Origin of the sequence: Corynebacterium tuberculostearicum (assembly GCF_022347235.1) — a bacterium.
Taxonomy (GTDB): domain Bacteria; phylum Actinomycetota; class Actinomycetes; order Mycobacteriales; family Mycobacteriaceae; genus Corynebacterium; species Corynebacterium tuberculostearicum_F.
This window is the reverse complement of the sequence record NZ_JAKRDX010000003.1, coordinates 148,132-163,479: the sequence shown is the minus strand read 5'-3', so window position 1 is coordinate 163,479 and position 15,348 is coordinate 148,132. Positions and strand designations below refer to the sequence as shown.

Genomic DNA, 15,348 nt, shown 5'->3' with positions numbered 1-15,348 from the left:
TATTTCTCATTGGATAGCGGCCACCAATTCCTTAATAATCTTTTCCGGAGCCCCGTGAGCGGTATACCCCGCGGCCGGTATATGCCCGCCGCCGCCGAAAGTAAGCGCTACCGAAGAACAATCGATGCGAGAAGAACGCAAAGAAACTGCCCACACCTCCGGAGCTTGTTCCTTAAACACTACGCCGACGGTGGTTCCTTCAAGCGCGCGAACGAACTCCACTAGTGATTCGACAGCCGAATCGGAGTGTCCCTGGATATCTTCCAGCCGCGCGACGAGAATGCCTAGGGTGTGCTCCCCTGCTTCTTCGAGGCGCAAACCGGCCAATACCCTACCGATCATCTGAAGATCGTCCGGAGTGGTGGAATCTAACAGGTCAGCTGCGATCTGCTTGGTATCCAGATCGTAGTGCATGAGGCGGGTAGCAATATCGTGCATAGCCGGCCTACCCCAGCGGAAACTGCCAGTATCGGTCATCAAACCGGCATATAAGCAGTGTGCAATATGACGGTCAATCTGAATCTCCAGTGAATCCAGGATTCTCAGCAACACCACGGTGGTGGATTCACATTCAGTGTCCACCACATTGATGGCACCAAACCCTGGGTTAGAAGAATGATGGTCAATGCACAGAACCCGGCCCTGCTGGGCTAGCTGCTCAATCCGATCCGCAAAAAAGCCCGTTCGGTCCAAAGAACCACAATCAACGGTGACGTAGAGGTCATAGCCTTCCGGCAGCTCACGACTAGTGGTGACGTCGTCGGCGGCAGGAATGGTGTAAAGGTTACGGGAAATTTCCCGCTCCTGGCCCACAACGGCACACACATCTTTGCCCCGTTGGCGCAGCGCGAGCAGCAACGCCGCAGCAGAGCCGATGGCATCGGCATCCGGCCGCAGGTGCGTCACAATGCAGATGCTATGAGCATCATGCAAAGCGGCAACTGCCGGCTGGTATTGCTTCTTAGTCACTTAAGCCTCGTCTTCATCGGAGGTCTTATACGGGTTCGCATCCCCTGCCGGCTGGGCGTTTTCCTTCAGCTTTGCCAGTTCTTCATCGCGGGCGCGAGCACGGGCCAGAAGTTCTTCCATATGAGCGGAGGCCTCCGGAACGGTATCGACCTCGAAGGTGAGCGTCGGGGTAAACCGCACCGAGAGTTGATCACCCACAATCTTGCGCAGTTGACCTTTAGCGCGCTTGAGGGCTTCTTCTGCTTGAGCGAAGTCTGGCTCGGAGTCGATGTCTTTTCCGCGCACGGTATAAAAAACGGTGGCATCGTGCAGGTCGCCCGTCACTCGAGTATCTGTGATGGTCACCAACTCGAGGCGGCGATCCTTGATCTCGCGTTCTATGGCACTCGCCACGATTTCCTTAATACGCTTGGCCATTCGTGCAGCACGCGCGTGGTCAACCATGGTGCAACTCCCTCTCCGTCGAACTATCGATCTCTACCAAGATCTATAAATCTCTACCAAGATCTATAAAATTGTGTCCATCTTACATTACTCCGCATGCATGTCCTGTGGCAGAAAATTAACTGCACATGAAGGCAATTCTGAGGATCTCGAACATGCAATAAAACCATATATATATCTTATGGATCCCTTGAATTAAAACGTTTCCGAAACTATGGTCAAAAGTGTTTCACCCCACCACGAGCCTGAATGGAGAAACGTGAAACCTTATAAAATAGCCGCATCGATCACTACAGCCGCTTGTATCCTCGGCGGCTTTGCAGTCCCTCCAGCCTCTGCCACAAATGAAACGCTTAACGATCCCCCTCAATTCGTCATTCTCAATGTAGATTCTGACGGCGCCCCAAGCCTGCAACCATATTCCACAGGGGAAAGAAGCCCGGGAAATCCTGTTCCTGCTTGCATTCATTCTGAGAAGGAAAAGGGCGCAATTCAAGTCTATAACGATTGCGATTTTGATATGAACGTCAGAGTAATCGTTGCATTTGATTTCGACACACAATGCCTGTTGGTAAAAGCACATTCGCGGAGGAACTTTGAATGGTCTCCGACAAAGCGAATGGACGGTATTCAAGAATGCTAGATACACGCAGCAGAATGAGGACCCTAATCATCGCGATTGTATCAGCATTTTCCCTCCTTCTTTCCTCAAATATTGCCACCGCCGACATCGGAAACTTCCTTTATGACACAAAAGATCAGTGTGAAAGATCGCTGAAGGAGTTACGTAAAGACCCAGCGACAGCTAATTGGGCGAGAAGAGCAAGTTGCAATTACGAAAGCAACTGGGGAAACGGAGTATGGCATCTAAGGACCTAGGATTTGCAAGACCAAAACCAATCTAAGCCAGAAACAGCGAGCGTCACGCCCCAGCCTTTAAATGAGTTTCACGCCGATGCTCCGAACAAAGCAGCAAGCTGCCTCGAAAGGGCTAAACTCACGCAAGAGTGGCTAAACGATCAAGAACAGATTAGTGAAGTGGTACTGCACAGGTTGCTCACTTCCAGCACAAAAGCCGAAGAAGGAAGAATAGGAATCACCTACGTTTTGGGCCAATGGCTACTTTCGAAACGCACTGGAACGTGGTCGGACTTGGCCCACGGCGAGGCTACGGAAAATAGTATCGGCCTTCGGTTCAACGATGGCAACAAGGAAATGCTCCCACTTGAGGACTGGGTATTCGACCTGCTTGGTGAGCCCCAAATCAAGGCCGAAAAATTTCTTGCATTCCTCAACTTCTCTGCTAAACAAGGCACGCATTAGCAAACCCAACTTGTCGTAAACCTGTCTAGATAGTTTAAATACTAAAGTTCAGCAGAAGCTGCAAATAAAATCGCCAGGGCTTCCCCAATCGGGGAAACACCTGGCGATTTTATTTACGCCGCTTGCGGACTAGGTACGCGGAACCTCGACCTCTTCGTAGGCCTGGATGATGTCGCCTACCTGAATATCCGGGTAAGAGAGCACCATACCGCACTCGTAGCCGGCCTTGATCTCGGTTGCGTCGTCCTTTTCGTGACGCAGGGACTCAATCTTGGCGTCGGCAGTGATGACGTTGTTATCGCGCAGCAGGCGAACCTTGCCGTTGCGGACAACCTTGCCCTCGGTAACCATGCAGCCGGCGATGGTACCCACCGCGGAGGACTTGAACAGGGCGCGGATTTCGGCAGCACCGGTGTCGCGTTCCTCGTAAATCGGCTTGAGCATGCCCTTGAGCGCAGCCTCGACCTCTTCGATGGCCTTGTAGATGATCGTGTAGTAACGAATATCCACGCCCTCTTGGGTAGCCATCTCCGTTGCCTTGCCTTCCGCACGAGTGTTGAAGGCAATAATGACGGCGTCGGAAGCCGCTGCGAGAGATACGTTGGTCTCGGTCACAGCACCGACACCACGGTCGATGATGTTGAGCTCGACTTCGTCCTCGGTCTTGATATCCAGCAGGGCATCTTCCAGTGCCTCGACGGAACCGGCGTTGTCGCCCTTGAGGATGAGGTTGAGGGTCGAAGTCTCCTGCAATACCTTGTCCAGATCCTCCAGGGAGACGCGCTTGCGCTGCTTTGCCTGCAGGGCAGAGCGCTTGCGAGCATCACGCTGGTTAGCAATCTGGCGGGCAACGCGGTCATCTTCCACCACGAGCAGGTTATCGCCTGCACCCGGCACACCGGACAGACCCTGAACCTGCACCGGACGGGATGGGCCAGCCTCTTCGACATCTTCGCCGAATTCATCAAGCATGCGGCGGACACGACCGTGCGCATCACCGACGACGATGGAGTCACCCACGTGCAAGGTACCGCGCTGAATGATGACCGTTGCCACCGGACCACGGCCGCGATCCAGGTGCGACTCAATGGCCACGCCCTGTGCGTCCATGTCTGGGTTAGCGGTCAGCTCCAAGGCGGCATCCGCGGTCAAGATAACCGACTCAAGCAACTGGTCAATGTTCTTGCCCTGCTTCGCGGAGATATCCACGAACATGGTGTCGCCGCCGTACTCTTCCGGAACCAGGCCGTACTCGGTGAGCTGGCCACGGATCTTATCCGGCTGAGCTTCCGGCTTATCCACCTTGTTCACAGCCACGACGACCGGAATATCGGCGGCCTTGGCGTGGTTGATGGCCTCCACGGTCTGTGGCATGACGCCGTCATCGGCGGCAACCACGAGGATGGCCAAGTCGGTGGACTTAGCACCACGGGCACGCATGGCGGTAAAGGCCTCGTGACCCGGGGTATCCAGGAAGGTGATGGTGCGCTCGCCGTCCACGTCCACCGTGGTCTGGTAGGCACCAATACCCTGGGTGATGCCGCCTTCCTCGCGGGCGCCCTCGTTGGTCTTACGGATGGCGTCCAACAGGCGGGTCTTACCGTGGTCAACGTGACCCATAACGGAGACGACTGGAGGACGATTCTCCAGTGCTTCCTCGCCGCCTTCGTCCTCGCCGAACTTCAGGTCGAAGGACTCGAGCAGCTCGCGGTCCTCATCCTCAGGGGAGACGACCTCAACGTTGTAGTTGATCTCGGAGCCGAGCAGCTGCAGCGTATCTTCCGATACGGAAGCGGTTGCCGTCACCATTTCACCGAGGTTGAACAGTGCCTGCACCAGTGCTGCTGGATCCGCACCGATCTTCTCGGCGAAGTCAGACAGGGATGCACCGCGACGCAGGCGGACGGTCTGGCCCTTGCCGTCTGGCAAGCGCACGCCGCCTACGACGTGCTTCTGCTGCTCCTCGTACTCATGGCGCTTCTGACGCTTGGACTTCTTGCCCTTGCGTGGAGCGCCACCTGGACGGCCGAATGCACCTGCGGTGCCACCGCGACGTCCGCCGCGTCCGCCTCCGCGGAAACCGCCTGGACGGCCGCCACCTGGGCCACCGTGGCCTGGTCCGCCATGACCGCCGCGACCGCGGCCGCCGCGTCCACCGCCGCTCGGTGCCTTAGACGGCATCGACGCAGGGTTCGGGTGGGACGGCATCATAGCCGGGGATGGACGGCGACCGCCGCCACCCTGGTTATTGCCGCCCTGACGGTTATTTCCGCCCTCGTTCTGGCCACCGCGCTTACCGCGGTTATCGCCCGGCTTATTGCCGCCACGCTGACCCTTGGAGCCGCCTGGGCGAGGGCCCGGACGGTTGTCGCCGCCACCCGTGGAGAACGGGTTATTGGCTACGCGACGGGAACCGCCTGGCTTCGGCATAGGACGAGGCATGGAGTTGCCTGGGGTCGGACGCTCGCCCGACTTCTTGCCGCCAGCCTGGCCTGGCTTCGGTGCGCCCTGGCCTGGCTTCGGTGCGGCAGCCTTAGCACCAGGCTTCGGGGCCTGTGCGCCCGGCTTCGGGGCAGCTGGCTTTGCGCCGGGCTTAGCAGCACCCTGTCCCGGCTTCGGTGCGCCCTGGCCGGGCTTCGGGGCAGCGGCTTTCGCGCCTGGCTTTGGCGCCTCTGCGCCCGGCTTCGGGGCAGCAGACTTCGCGCCCGGCTTAGGGGCGCTCGCCTTTGCGGTGCTCTTAGCGGCACCCTTGGCAGGCTTATTGTCTTGCTTCTTCTCGGCGGCGTCATCGCCGCCGGACTGTGCTTCATAATGTGCTCGCATCTTCTTAACCACCGGCGGTTCGATGGTGGAAGAAGCAGTCTTTACAAACTCACCCTGTTCCTTCAGGGTGGCGAGCAGTTCCTTGCTGGTTACTCCGAGCTGCTTTGCGAGCTCGTGAACACGTAGCTTTCCGGGCACTTGTCTCCTCTTGGTATCGACTAGGAGTCAAGGCCGCGGAAACTGGCCAGACCCCTAGTTAGGTGTGTAGGACTTTCATCGCTGATGCTTCATCGTTGTGCGCTCATCAGTGTTCGGTCTTCCTTTGTAACTCTGGTTCGTACGAATCTAACGCGGCATTGTCCGCGCTAGGTACCTGTCCGCTATGCGCTTCCAAGTACTGCCGTACCTGACCTGTGTCCACGGGTGCGGACGTGCGAAGCGCGCGCTTGAAGGCGCGTTTGCGCTCCGCCAGCTCGAGTGCAGAAAGTGTGGGGCTAATCCACGCCCCGCGGCCGGGAAGCCGGCGGTGTGGATCTGCTACCAGACGGCGGCCGTGCGGATCATCGTGGTCGATGACCACCCGTAGCAAGTCCGTATCTGGCAGGCGGCGGCGAGTAGCGATGCAGGTCCGGAGTCTTTGCCTCTCAGACATCCAACTCCTTACTTTTCGCGTCGCCAATATGCCCCAATCTGCAACTGGGCCGTTTACTAGCCTACGCTACAAAAGCGCAGATCCTTAATTAGCGTCAGCGTCCGAGTGAATATCGATCTTCCAACCGGTCAAACGGGCAGCAAGACGGGCATTCTGGCCCTCTTTACCAATAGCCAGGGACAGCTGGTAATCCGGCACCACCACGCGTGCGATCTGCGCCTCGTTGTCCACAACGGTAACCTTGACCACCTTCGAGGGGGCCAAGGCATTGCCTACGTAGACCGTGGGATCCTCGCTGAAGTCGATGATGTCAATCTTTTCACCGCCGAGCTGGCGCATGATGTTGTTGACGCGCTGACCGCGCGGGCCAATGCAGGCTCCCTTTGCGTTCAGGCCCTTGGCATGGCCCACAACGGCCACCTTGGAACGGTGGCCTGCCTCGCGGGCAATGGCAATCATTTCTACGCTGCCATCGGCAACTTCTGGAACTTCAAGCTCAAAAAGGCCACGCACCAGCTCCGGATGAGTGCGAGAGAGATTGATCTGTACCTGGGCGCCATTGCGATTAACGCCTACGACATAGGCCTTAATGCGGTCACCGTGCTCGAGCTTTTCACCCGGAATCTGCTCGGCCGGCAGCAAGATGCCGTCCTGGGACTCCAGCTCAGAGCCCAGCTGGACCACGACGATTCCGCGGGCATTAGCGCGCGCATCGCGCTGGACGATGCCGCTGACAACGCGGCCGGTGAGCTCCGAGTAGGAATCATAGGTGCGCTCTGCCTCGGCCTCGCGCAGCTTGCGCAGGATGGCCTCGCGCACGGCCTGTGCGCCCACGCGTCCAAAGTTTTCCGGGGTGTCATCGTATTCGGTGGTTACTTCCCCAGTTTCTGGGTCGCGCTCCGAGACAATGACGCTGACCGCACCGGTGGTGGCGTCGATATCGACGCGGGACTTGGCGCCTTCTACCTTGCCGCCAGCATTAGACTCGCGGTAATCCAGGTAGGAATACAACAAGGCACCCGCAATCGCTTCCAGCAAGTCCTTTACGGGGACGTTGCGCTCGGACTCGATGGTACGAAGTGCCTGTAGATCAATATTCACTTGTCATTCCTCTCGGTTGCCGGTTAATTCTCGGCTTCTTCAAACGTCTTGCGCACTGCCTCTAACTCCTGTTCGGACGGCTGTGCAAACTCAATTTCTACCACTGCCCGGGCAATGTTTTCCAATCGTTCGGCGCGCGCCTGCACGTCCTTTTTGCTTGCCGTGATGAGGATTACGGCATCGGCGGCGTCGTTAAGCGCGCCAATGCGCGCCGATTGAGTCTTGCCATCGCCAAGGTCGAAGGAGACCTTGCGTCCCCGATTGCGACGCCAGTGGCGCGGGGCGGTGAGCGGCAGGTCCACACCGGGGGTGGAGACCTCCAAGGTATAGCCCGCACCGAAGTTCAGCTCTCCCTGCGCTTCCTTGTCATCAAAGAAGGCAGAAATCTCGTTGGATACTTCCTCCAACACATCGGAGCTAGGGCGCTTATCACCATCAATACGGATAATGACCTGGGATTTCTTTCCCGCCTTGGTGGTTTTAATGTCTTCTACGTCCAATCCCCGCTCAGCCAGTTTGGGTTGCAGGAGATCGGTCAATTGTTGTGCATCTGGGAAAGCCATGTGCACTAGCCTACGTGCTACGGGGTACAGTCTTTTGCGTGAACCGCCGACGTTTAGCTTTAGCCCTCGTAGCCACAACCGCCACCCTGCCCACCTTGGCTGGGTGCCAAGCGGTTGATTCCGTCGTCGACTACTTTGGCCCGCGGCCAGAAAGCAGGCTGCTGGCGCTTGCCGACGCCGCCGCTACCGACGCCTTGTCCCTCAGCGGCGTCGACGACCATGCCGCAGGGCTGCGCAGCTCCCAGGCGGACGCCCTGTATGCCGAAATTACACGGCTATGCGGCACGGATGATGCTGGCAATCCCCCACGCTCCTGCGAGGTAGAGCGCCCTACCGAAGCCAATCACGCCGCAGACTCTGGCGAAATTATGGAAAATGCCGCTTCTGCGACGACAGAGGCGGCCGATGAAGTCACCGTTGAATCGCGCGTCCTAGTTACCGAGCAGGCCATCGCGCTCAATGCCTGGCTGCCTGGCGATGCCCCGGATATCCCCGAGCTTTCCCAACCAGAGCAAAAAAGCGCTGCTGATCTCCTGAGCTGGGAGTATGAGCAGGTATTCGGTCTAGATTTCGCCCGCGCCTACGTTGGCCCCGAGCACGAGGACAAGGTGGATCATCGCCTAGCTGTTCATCATCGCCGCATCGACGCCCTCCAGGATGCACTAGCCCGCTACGGCAACATTCCGCAGCCAGAGTCGGCCTATACTTCCGGAGAGCAAGAACTGCCCCACGATTCTGCTTCCGCGCTGGCCTTTATCGATGGCCTTGCCGAACACGACGGCCGCAAGTGGTCCGCCGCCGCCACAGGTGCAGCGCAAGAAGAATCCCCGGATCAGGAATGGGTTACGTGGCTCATTGGCATCGCGGCGGAGTCCCACGGCATGCACTAGGCCACTGCCGCCCCGGCCAGCCCCCACCTGTCTATCCCCTGACAACGGGCCAGCGAAATGGCAGCAACCTCTACGGCCCTATGCATTGCTTCGGCTCCTCTAGCGTGCGTAGGTTGGTTCACCATGAGCTTGCAGGAGATTCCGCAAGCTAAACAGACACAAAGAGAAGGAGTTTCCTCTCAATGCGTTCTAAGAAGACCATGTTGACCGTATCCGCCGCGGCACTCGGCCTTGCTGGCTTGGCCGCGCCTGCTGCTACCGCCGCACCGGCTAGCGCTTGGGATCAGGTAGCTGCTTGCGAGTCCGGCGGTGACTGGCACATCAATACCGGAAACGGCTACCAGGGCGGCCTGCAGTTCAATCCGCAGACCTGGGCTGCCAATGGCGGCACTCAGTACGCCCCGACCGCTGACCAGGCAACCCGCGAGCAGCAGATTGCCGTGGCCGAAAACGTCCTGGCCACCCAGGGTGCTGGCGCTTGGCCTAACTGCGGCGGCCCCGTCGCCGGCTAGTTTTAGCTTCGGCATTTAACACGAAACCGGCCTCCTCCCCTTCCCGCTAAACCCCGCGGAGTAAGGGAGGAGGCCGGTTTTGTGCTTGACCTAGCTGGCTAGCATGCAGCCAAGGCGGCTTTAGGCCTCATGCTTGGCGATTTTCCAGGCATACATCATCAACAGCACCTGTAGCGGCTGGCGGATGATGTGGTAGAGCTTCTTTGGCCACCCTGCCTTGCGCTCGATCCAGGCGTGGTACATATTGGCTGGCCACACCGCTGCAAAGAGCGCGAGTGCGGAGGCACCTCCGAAGCCGCGGGTGGCGCGGCGGCGAAGCAAGGCACCGGTGGCAATCTCCCACAGGCCCGAAGCAAAGTTATAGAACCGCGCAGGACCTGGCAGTTGCGGCGGGACAACGGATTCGTAAGTCTTCGGCTTCACAAAGTGCAGTACGCCCGTTGCTAAAAGCACCGTGGAAAGCCCATTCTTTTGAAAGTTCATACCTTCCACGGTACCACGCCGCAGGCCCGTGCGAGGACAATTAGCCGCGCACGAGCTCGAGGATCTTGTCCACGATGTCCTCGGCCGGAACCTCGAGGGTCTCTCCCCCGCGGATGCGCAGTTCAATCTTGCCGTCCTTGAAGGCACGGCCCAAGATAGCCACGAAGGGCATGCCAAGGAGCTCTGCATCCTTGAACTTCACGCCCGGGGAGACCTTTGGGCGGTCATCGAAGAGCACCTCGAGCCCCTTGGCAGATAGCTCTTCTACCAGCTTGTCGCCGGCCTCCATGGCTGCTGCATCCTTGTTGGCAACGGCTACGTGTACCTGGTAAGGAGCGACGGCAACCGGCCAGTTGAGGCCCTTGTCGTCGTGGCGCTGCTCGGCCAAGACGGCCAGCATGCGGGTAATGCCAATGCCATAGGACCCCATGGTAGGAACGGCGCGCTTGCCGTTTTCGTCCAAAATCTGGACATCGAAGGCCTCGGTGTACTTGCGGCCCAGCTGGAAGATATGACCGAGCTCAATGCCGCGCTCCAAGGTCAAGGTGCCGTGGTTTTCAGGAGCCAGGTCGCCTTCTTTAACCTCTGCGGCCTCAATGAACTCATCCACGGTGAAATCGCGGCCGGCCACGCAGCCAACCACGTGGCGCTCGCTCGCGTCGGCGCCGGTAATCCACGCCGTACCCTTGACCACGCGCGGATCGGCCAGGACCTTGATGCCATTGGCGTTTAAAGCGCGCGGGCCCACATAGCCCTTGACCAAGAAGTCATTGTCAGCAAAGTCCTTGTCCCCGGCCAGCTCAAACTCCACCGGCTCGAGTGCGGCCTCAAGGCGCTTCTCATCCAGCTCGCGGTCGCCAGGGATGAGAACCGCCGCCAACTCGGACTCGCGCTCTTCGCTCTCTGCGGACGGGTGGTAGAGCTTGACCATCATGCACTTGAGCGTGTCTGCGGCGGTTACCTCGCGGCCATCGACGGTAATACCGGCGCCCTGGGCCCATTCGACCAGCTTCTCAATGGTCTCGGCACCCGGGGTGTCATGCTCTTGTGCCTCTGGCTGGCCCTCGATATCCTTTTCCGCCGGTGCTGGGGTCACCACGGCCTCGACGTTGGCTGCGTAGTCGCCCTCGGTGGAGCGCACGAAGGTATCCTCGCCTACCTCAGAGACGGCGAGGAATTCCTCGGAAGCGGAGCCACCCATGGCACCAGAGGTTGCCTTACAGATGGCGTAATCGATCTCTAGGCGGTTGAAGATATTCTGATACGCCTTGCGGTGGCGGCCGTAGGACTCGTCCAATCCCTCATCGGTCATGTCGAAGGAGTAAGAATCCTTCATCGTGAATTCGCGGCCGCGCAGCACACCAGCGCGGGGGCGCTCCTCATCGCGGTACTTGGTCTGAATCTGATACAGCGTGACCGGGAAATCCTTATAGGAGGAGTACATATCCTTGACCGCGCTGGCAAACATTTCCTCATGGGTAGGGCCAAGCAGCATATCTGCGTTCTTGCGGTCCTTGAGGCGGAAGAGGTTATCGCCGTATTCCACCCAGCGGTTGGTCTTTTCATAAGGCTCGCGCGGCAGCAGGGCAGGAAATAGCATTTCCTGGCCGCCAATGGCGTCCATTTCCTGACGGACTACATCTTCAATCTTGCGCAGGGTGCGCAAACCCAACGGCAGCCAGGTATACACGCCCGGCGCGACGCGGCGTACATAACCGGCGCGTACGAGCAGCTTGTGGCTAGGGACCTCGGCATCGGCGGGGTCCTCACGAAGGGTTCGGAGAAATAGTTCAGAAAGGCGGGTAATCATGCACAAAAATATACCCCGCTACCCTGTATATATGCTCATTATCCTCCCTCCTTCAGAAACTAAGGCCCATGGCGGTACGGGACAGCCCCTGAACTTCAGCCAGCTGTCCTTTCCGCAATTGCATGCCACCCGACGAGAAATTGCCGCTGAGCTGCAGTCTCTTCCGGTAGACGAGGCCATGGAGGTACTCAAGCTTTCGGAAAAGCTGCGCGGTGAGGCCGAATCCAACCAGGGGCTTTTTACCACCCCCACCATGCCGGCCGTGTTGCGTTATACCGGCGTGCTTTTTGATGCCTTGGATGCCCCTTCCCTGCCCACATGGGATCGCCTTGCTATTGGCGACGCCCTCTTTGGTGTCCTCCGCGCCAGCGACCCCATTCCGCATTACCGGCTTTCGGGTGGCTCGAAGCTTGGCGGCCGCACCATGAAGTCGCGCTGGGGCAAGCAGATTACGCAGGCGCTCGAGGGGGTGGACGAGCTTATTGTGGATCTGCGCTCGGGCACTTACCAGCAGCTCGGCCGGGTAAAGGATGCGGTAACGGTACGGGTGGAAAGCGTGCAGGACGATGGATCGCGCAAGGTGGTCAGCCACTTCAATAAGCACTACAAGGGCCTGTTAGCCCGCGAGTTGGCGCTCTCGCCTGCCGACGCCTATAGCGCCGCCGACGTTGCCGCCATCGCGCGCGCCGCGGGTATGACCGTTGAGGAGCCGGGGCCTGGGTCGAGTGAGCTTACGCTCGTCGTCAAGCGCTGAGCCCAACGCTGCCCGCTTAGCGCAGCTGCGGGTTATACAGCAGGCTATTGCGCTGTACCGAACATTCGGTAGCCACGCGGACCGAGCGGGCAACATGTCCGGACTCGCGCAAGGAATAAAGCTGGCTAACTACCCTATCACGCAGATCCCAGGGCGAGATGGTGTTGAGATAAATCTTGGTGCCGCCTTCGAATCCGGCAAGGGTAGAAATGCGGAGCTTGATGAGAATGCGCCATGGCTGAGCGACGTCGACATCGGCAGGCTTGTGGTGCCACTCCTCATTGCAGGGAACCTCGCGGCCGACAGCAGCGTGGGCAGCATGGACGAGGTCGCTCATGGCGCGGATTTCTTCTTCCGACTGCCGCCACGGCTCGCAGGTCGCGGACTTGGAGTAGACCTCCAAGGTGGGATAGCGGTGCCCAAAGCCGGCGAAGAGGACGGCATGGTCGTTTTCCGCAATGATGAGGTTGCGGCTAGCGGCATAGTCCACCGCCCACTCGTTGTACATATTCATATTGCTGCGCAGCATCTGTACCTCCCGGTGGGAGGCCATGCCGCGGTCATCGATGGCAACGAGTTGCTTGTGCAGGTGCTCAAAGGAGGCGCCGGCTGGCTGCAGCCAATTTTGGAAGGCCACCACATAGGGTGCGTAGCGGTTGCGTTCGTAGAGGTCGCGCATGGCGTCAATAGTCAGCTGCATAAAGAGCAGGTGCTCTTCGGCGCTGAGGGTGCCGGAAGATACCACTTGGGAATCATCCTGTGCACCGCGCTCAAAATGGCGGCCCGCCACGATGACGTCGTGGCCACCTGCGAAAAAGCCCGCCGCCTGTTCTATAAGTTCCTCGTCGCTTGCCTCGGGCAGGTGCGCTGCCTTTCGCTTCGTGCGCACGATATTGAGCACATGTTCACGGCCGGCAGGATCTGCAAGGTAGTTGTCCATGCGTTGGCGGGTCTCAGCATCCATGTCGAAGCCGTAGTTGGCGTGCCAATAGTCAAAGGAGACGATTTCAAACAGATTTGGAATGCGGCGAAAGGCCGGGACGGTGTGGCCGTATTCGCTCAAGGGCAATCCACGCACAATCCCGCCGGACGGCAGGATGCGGGCCTTTTCCGGCGGGGTATCAGTCATGCGCCCTGAACAAAAGGCGCAGCGGTGGGTGAAGTCTTCTTCCTGCAGTGGCTGCGGGTTAGCCACTGGCGTGGACAGCGGGCGGTTGCCGCGGCCCGGCACGGTCCACACTTCGGTCCCGGAGAACGGGTTGACCTGCTTGACCGTGCCATCCCGCATGGTCTGGATAGGTTCTATGCGGGCAAAAAGTGCATCACTCATGCCCACCAGCGTAGTTAGTTCTGGGAGTTATTTGGCGACGGACCGACGGCGGGACACTGCGCACGCACCGCCGACGCAGACTGCCAGCGTGATGCCCAGAATCAAAGCCGATACGCCACGGGAATGGTCCAAGGGGCCCGAATCGCTACCCAGGACCAAGGTCTGCATATTGGCGAAGGGCAGGCAGCCCAATAACGCTTCTGCCCAGGAGGTATCAAATGCCATAAGCGCAGTTTCTACGACAAAGAATTCCACCACGAGGATCATTGCGGCAAATGTGCCGCTACGCAAGAGGTAAGCCAGCCCCATAGCCAGCAGGCTAAAGCCGGCCCATTCCAGGTAAGCAAACACCACTCGGTTGCAGTCCGGCCATTCATAAAAGCTTGTGAAGTCAATATCGCCGCCGAATGCCGCAATCAGCAAAGTTCCCACAGCTATACCCAGTGTGGCCGCGAGCAAGAGTGATACCAGGATGACTAAGAATTGGCTGAGCACTATGCCAACGCGGCGGTTGGATGAAAGATAAGACCATGCAACGGTTCCTTTTCCTAAGTCACCGCCGACCATCATCGCAGAGGCAAAGATCATCACCACCATGGCGAGGTCACTAGCTGCTAAGACATCACTAGATTGAAATTTGCCATCCACGCTGCCGTTGAATTCATAGCCCCAGGCCATGAGCACGCCGCCGGCGGCCATACCGAGTGCCACGATGACGAGGTAGACCCAGGTAGAGCGCAGGGAAAAGAGTTTGCGGGATTCTGAAACCACAGTATTCATAGAAATCTGTCCTTAAAGGTTGGGTTGTGCGTTTAGGCGGAGCGGTAGGCCACGTGGTCGGCTGTCGCGCCGAGGTAGGCCTCTTCCAGGGAGGGCTGCTTGCGTTCCAAGCTGGAGATGAGAATGCGGTTATCCAGACAGATGCGGCCGATGTCGGAGCCTTCGAGGCCGCGCACGCGCAGGACCTCACCGTCAAAGGAGGTCTCCGCATCGGTGCCGTGCAACAGCCGCAGGAGTTCATCGGGCTGGTCCACAATCACTTCGAGGCTTGCGCCTCCCGTGCCGTTGACGAACTCCTCCACGGTGCCCTCGCCCAGCAGCTTGCCCTTGCCGATGACCACGAGGCGGTCTGCGGTGAGCTGCATTTCCGACAGCAGGTGGGAGGAAACCAGCACGGAGCAGCCAGCCTCGGCGAATTCGCGGATGCGGGCACGCATCCAGTGCACGCCTTCGGGGTCGAGACCGTTGACGGGTTCGTCAAGAAGCAAGTGCTTCGGCTCGCCGATGAGCGCACAAGCAAGGCCCAGGCGCTGCTTCATGCCTAGCGAATAGCCGCCCACGCGCTTGGTGGCTACCTGGGTAAGGCCGACGCGGTCCAGGGTGTCATCCACGTGGTTCATGGACACGCCCTGCAACGCGGCCATGTAACCCAGGTGAGCACGGGCGCTGCGGCCCGGGTGGAACCAGTTGGCGTCCAACAAGGTGCCCACCGTGGCAGCGGGATTGGACAGTTCACGGAAAGGCGTGCCATCAAAAGTCGCGGTGCCGGAAGTCGGAGTCTCCAGACCCACGCACATGCGCATGGTGGTGGATTTGCCGGAACCATTCGGTCCGAGGAAGCCGGTGACTTGACCGTCAGGAACCTCGAAGGAGAGGTCATCTACTGCTTTAAAGGAACGGAAATTCTTGGAAAGGTGTGAAACTTTGAGCATGGTTCCCATCGTGCCGCCTGACCGGCACAAAGTAACCATCCT

16 protein-coding genes are annotated in these 15,348 nt (G+C 58.9%); 5 read left to right on the top strand and 11 right to left on the bottom strand.

Translation table 11 applies throughout. The annotated features are described in order from the left end of the window. Positions 1–6: 6 nt before the first annotated feature. Complete coding sequence (locus tag MHK09_RS02905) at positions 7–969, bottom strand: DHH family phosphoesterase (protein ID WP_250412618.1); 963 nt, start codon at positions 967–969, stop codon at positions 7–9. Further along, positions 970–1,413 (bottom strand): 30S ribosome-binding factor RbfA, encoded by a 444-nt coding sequence (gene rbfA / locus MHK09_RS02900; RefSeq protein WP_150851478.1) that lies wholly within the window; start codon positions 1,411–1,413, stop codon positions 970–972. 259 nt (positions 1,414–1,672) lie between these two features. On the opposite strand from rbfA, the gene MHK09_RS02895 reads away from it, so the two are divergent. Together MHK09_RS02895 and MHK09_RS02890 are read left to right on the top strand one after the other, a co-directional pair. After that, the gene (locus tag MHK09_RS02895) at positions 1,673–2,056 is read left to right on the top strand and encodes an alpha-amylase inhibitor (protein ID WP_250412617.1); all 384 of its coding nucleotides are present in this window, start codon (positions 1,673–1,675) and stop codon (positions 2,054–2,056) included. Between the two features lie 239 nt (positions 2,057–2,295). Next, the gene (locus tag MHK09_RS02890; protein ID WP_005325175.1) at positions 2,296–2,736 is read left to right on the top strand and encodes a hypothetical protein; all 441 of its coding nucleotides are present in this window, start codon (positions 2,296–2,298) and stop codon (positions 2,734–2,736) included. A 129-nt stretch (positions 2,737–2,865) separates the two neighbouring features. Here the strand turns inward: MHK09_RS02890 and infB are convergent, their stop codons facing one another. The 4 genes from infB to rimP form a co-directional block, all read right to left on the bottom strand. Further along, positions 2,866–5,697, bottom strand: coding sequence for a translation initiation factor IF-2 (infB, locus tag MHK09_RS02885; RefSeq protein WP_250412616.1), 2,832 nt, complete (start codon positions 5,695–5,697; stop codon positions 2,866–2,868). A gap of 106 nt (positions 5,698–5,803) precedes the next feature. Further along, the gene (locus tag MHK09_RS02880; protein WP_005328683.1) at positions 5,804–6,151 is read right to left on the bottom strand and encodes a YlxR family protein; all 348 of its coding nucleotides are present in this window, start codon (positions 6,149–6,151) and stop codon (positions 5,804–5,806) included. Between the two features lie 84 nt (positions 6,152–6,235). Further along, positions 6,236–7,252, bottom strand: coding sequence for a transcription termination factor NusA (gene nusA, locus MHK09_RS02875; protein WP_005328685.1), 1,017 nt, complete (start codon positions 7,250–7,252; stop codon positions 6,236–6,238). Positions 7,253–7,275: 23 nt separating this feature from the next. After that, positions 7,276–7,815: a ribosome maturation factor RimP gene (gene rimP / locus MHK09_RS02870; protein WP_005325182.1), complete on the bottom strand. Its 540-nt coding sequence runs from the start codon at positions 7,813–7,815 to the stop codon at positions 7,276–7,278. Positions 7,816–7,853: 38 nt separating this feature from the next. Here rimP and MHK09_RS02865 point away from each other — a divergent pair, with 38 nt between their 5' ends. Next, complete coding sequence (locus MHK09_RS02865; RefSeq protein ID WP_225746808.1) at positions 7,854–8,705, top strand: DUF4439 domain-containing protein; 852 nt, start codon at positions 7,854–7,856, stop codon at positions 8,703–8,705. 182 nt (positions 8,706–8,887) lie between these two features. Then, positions 8,888–9,217: a transglycosylase family protein gene (locus tag MHK09_RS02860; protein WP_005325184.1), complete on the top strand. Its 330-nt coding sequence runs from the start codon at positions 8,888–8,890 to the stop codon at positions 9,215–9,217. A gap of 120 nt (positions 9,218–9,337) precedes the next feature. On the opposite strand, the gene MHK09_RS02855 is transcribed toward MHK09_RS02860, so the two are convergent. Together MHK09_RS02855 and MHK09_RS02850 are read right to left on the bottom strand one after the other, a co-directional pair. Then, the gene (locus MHK09_RS02855; protein ID WP_250412615.1) at positions 9,338–9,700 is read right to left on the bottom strand and encodes a DoxX family protein; all 363 of its coding nucleotides are present in this window, start codon (positions 9,698–9,700) and stop codon (positions 9,338–9,340) included. A gap of 40 nt (positions 9,701–9,740) precedes the next feature. After that, positions 9,741–11,510: a proline--tRNA ligase gene (locus MHK09_RS02850; RefSeq protein WP_250412614.1), complete on the bottom strand. Its 1,770-nt coding sequence runs from the start codon at positions 11,508–11,510 to the stop codon at positions 9,741–9,743. A 31-nt stretch (positions 11,511–11,541) separates the two neighbouring features. Here MHK09_RS02850 and yaaA point away from each other — a divergent pair, with 31 nt between their 5' ends. Then, complete coding sequence (gene yaaA, locus MHK09_RS02845) at positions 11,542–12,264, top strand: peroxide stress protein YaaA (RefSeq protein ID WP_250410048.1); 723 nt, start codon at positions 11,542–11,544, stop codon at positions 12,262–12,264. A gap of 16 nt (positions 12,265–12,280) precedes the next feature. On the opposite strand, the gene MHK09_RS02840 is transcribed toward yaaA, so the two are convergent. The 3 genes from MHK09_RS02840 to MHK09_RS02830 are packed head-to-tail and all read right to left on the bottom strand — an operon-like array spanning position 12,281 to position 15,306. Beyond that, positions 12,281–13,594: a DUF4921 family protein gene (locus MHK09_RS02840; RefSeq protein WP_040425276.1), complete on the bottom strand. Its 1,314-nt coding sequence runs from the start codon at positions 13,592–13,594 to the stop codon at positions 12,281–12,283. Positions 13,595–13,621: 27 nt separating this feature from the next. Beyond that, on the bottom strand, positions 13,622–14,374 hold the full coding sequence (locus MHK09_RS02835) for an ABC transporter permease (protein WP_250412613.1): 753 nt from the start codon (positions 14,372–14,374) through the stop codon (positions 13,622–13,624). 32 nt (positions 14,375–14,406) lie between these two features. Continuing rightward, positions 14,407–15,306, bottom strand: a complete 900-nt coding sequence (locus tag MHK09_RS02830; RefSeq protein WP_034668533.1) for an ABC transporter ATP-binding protein — start codon at positions 15,304–15,306, stop codon at positions 14,407–14,409. Positions 15,307–15,348 lie beyond the last annotated feature (42 nt).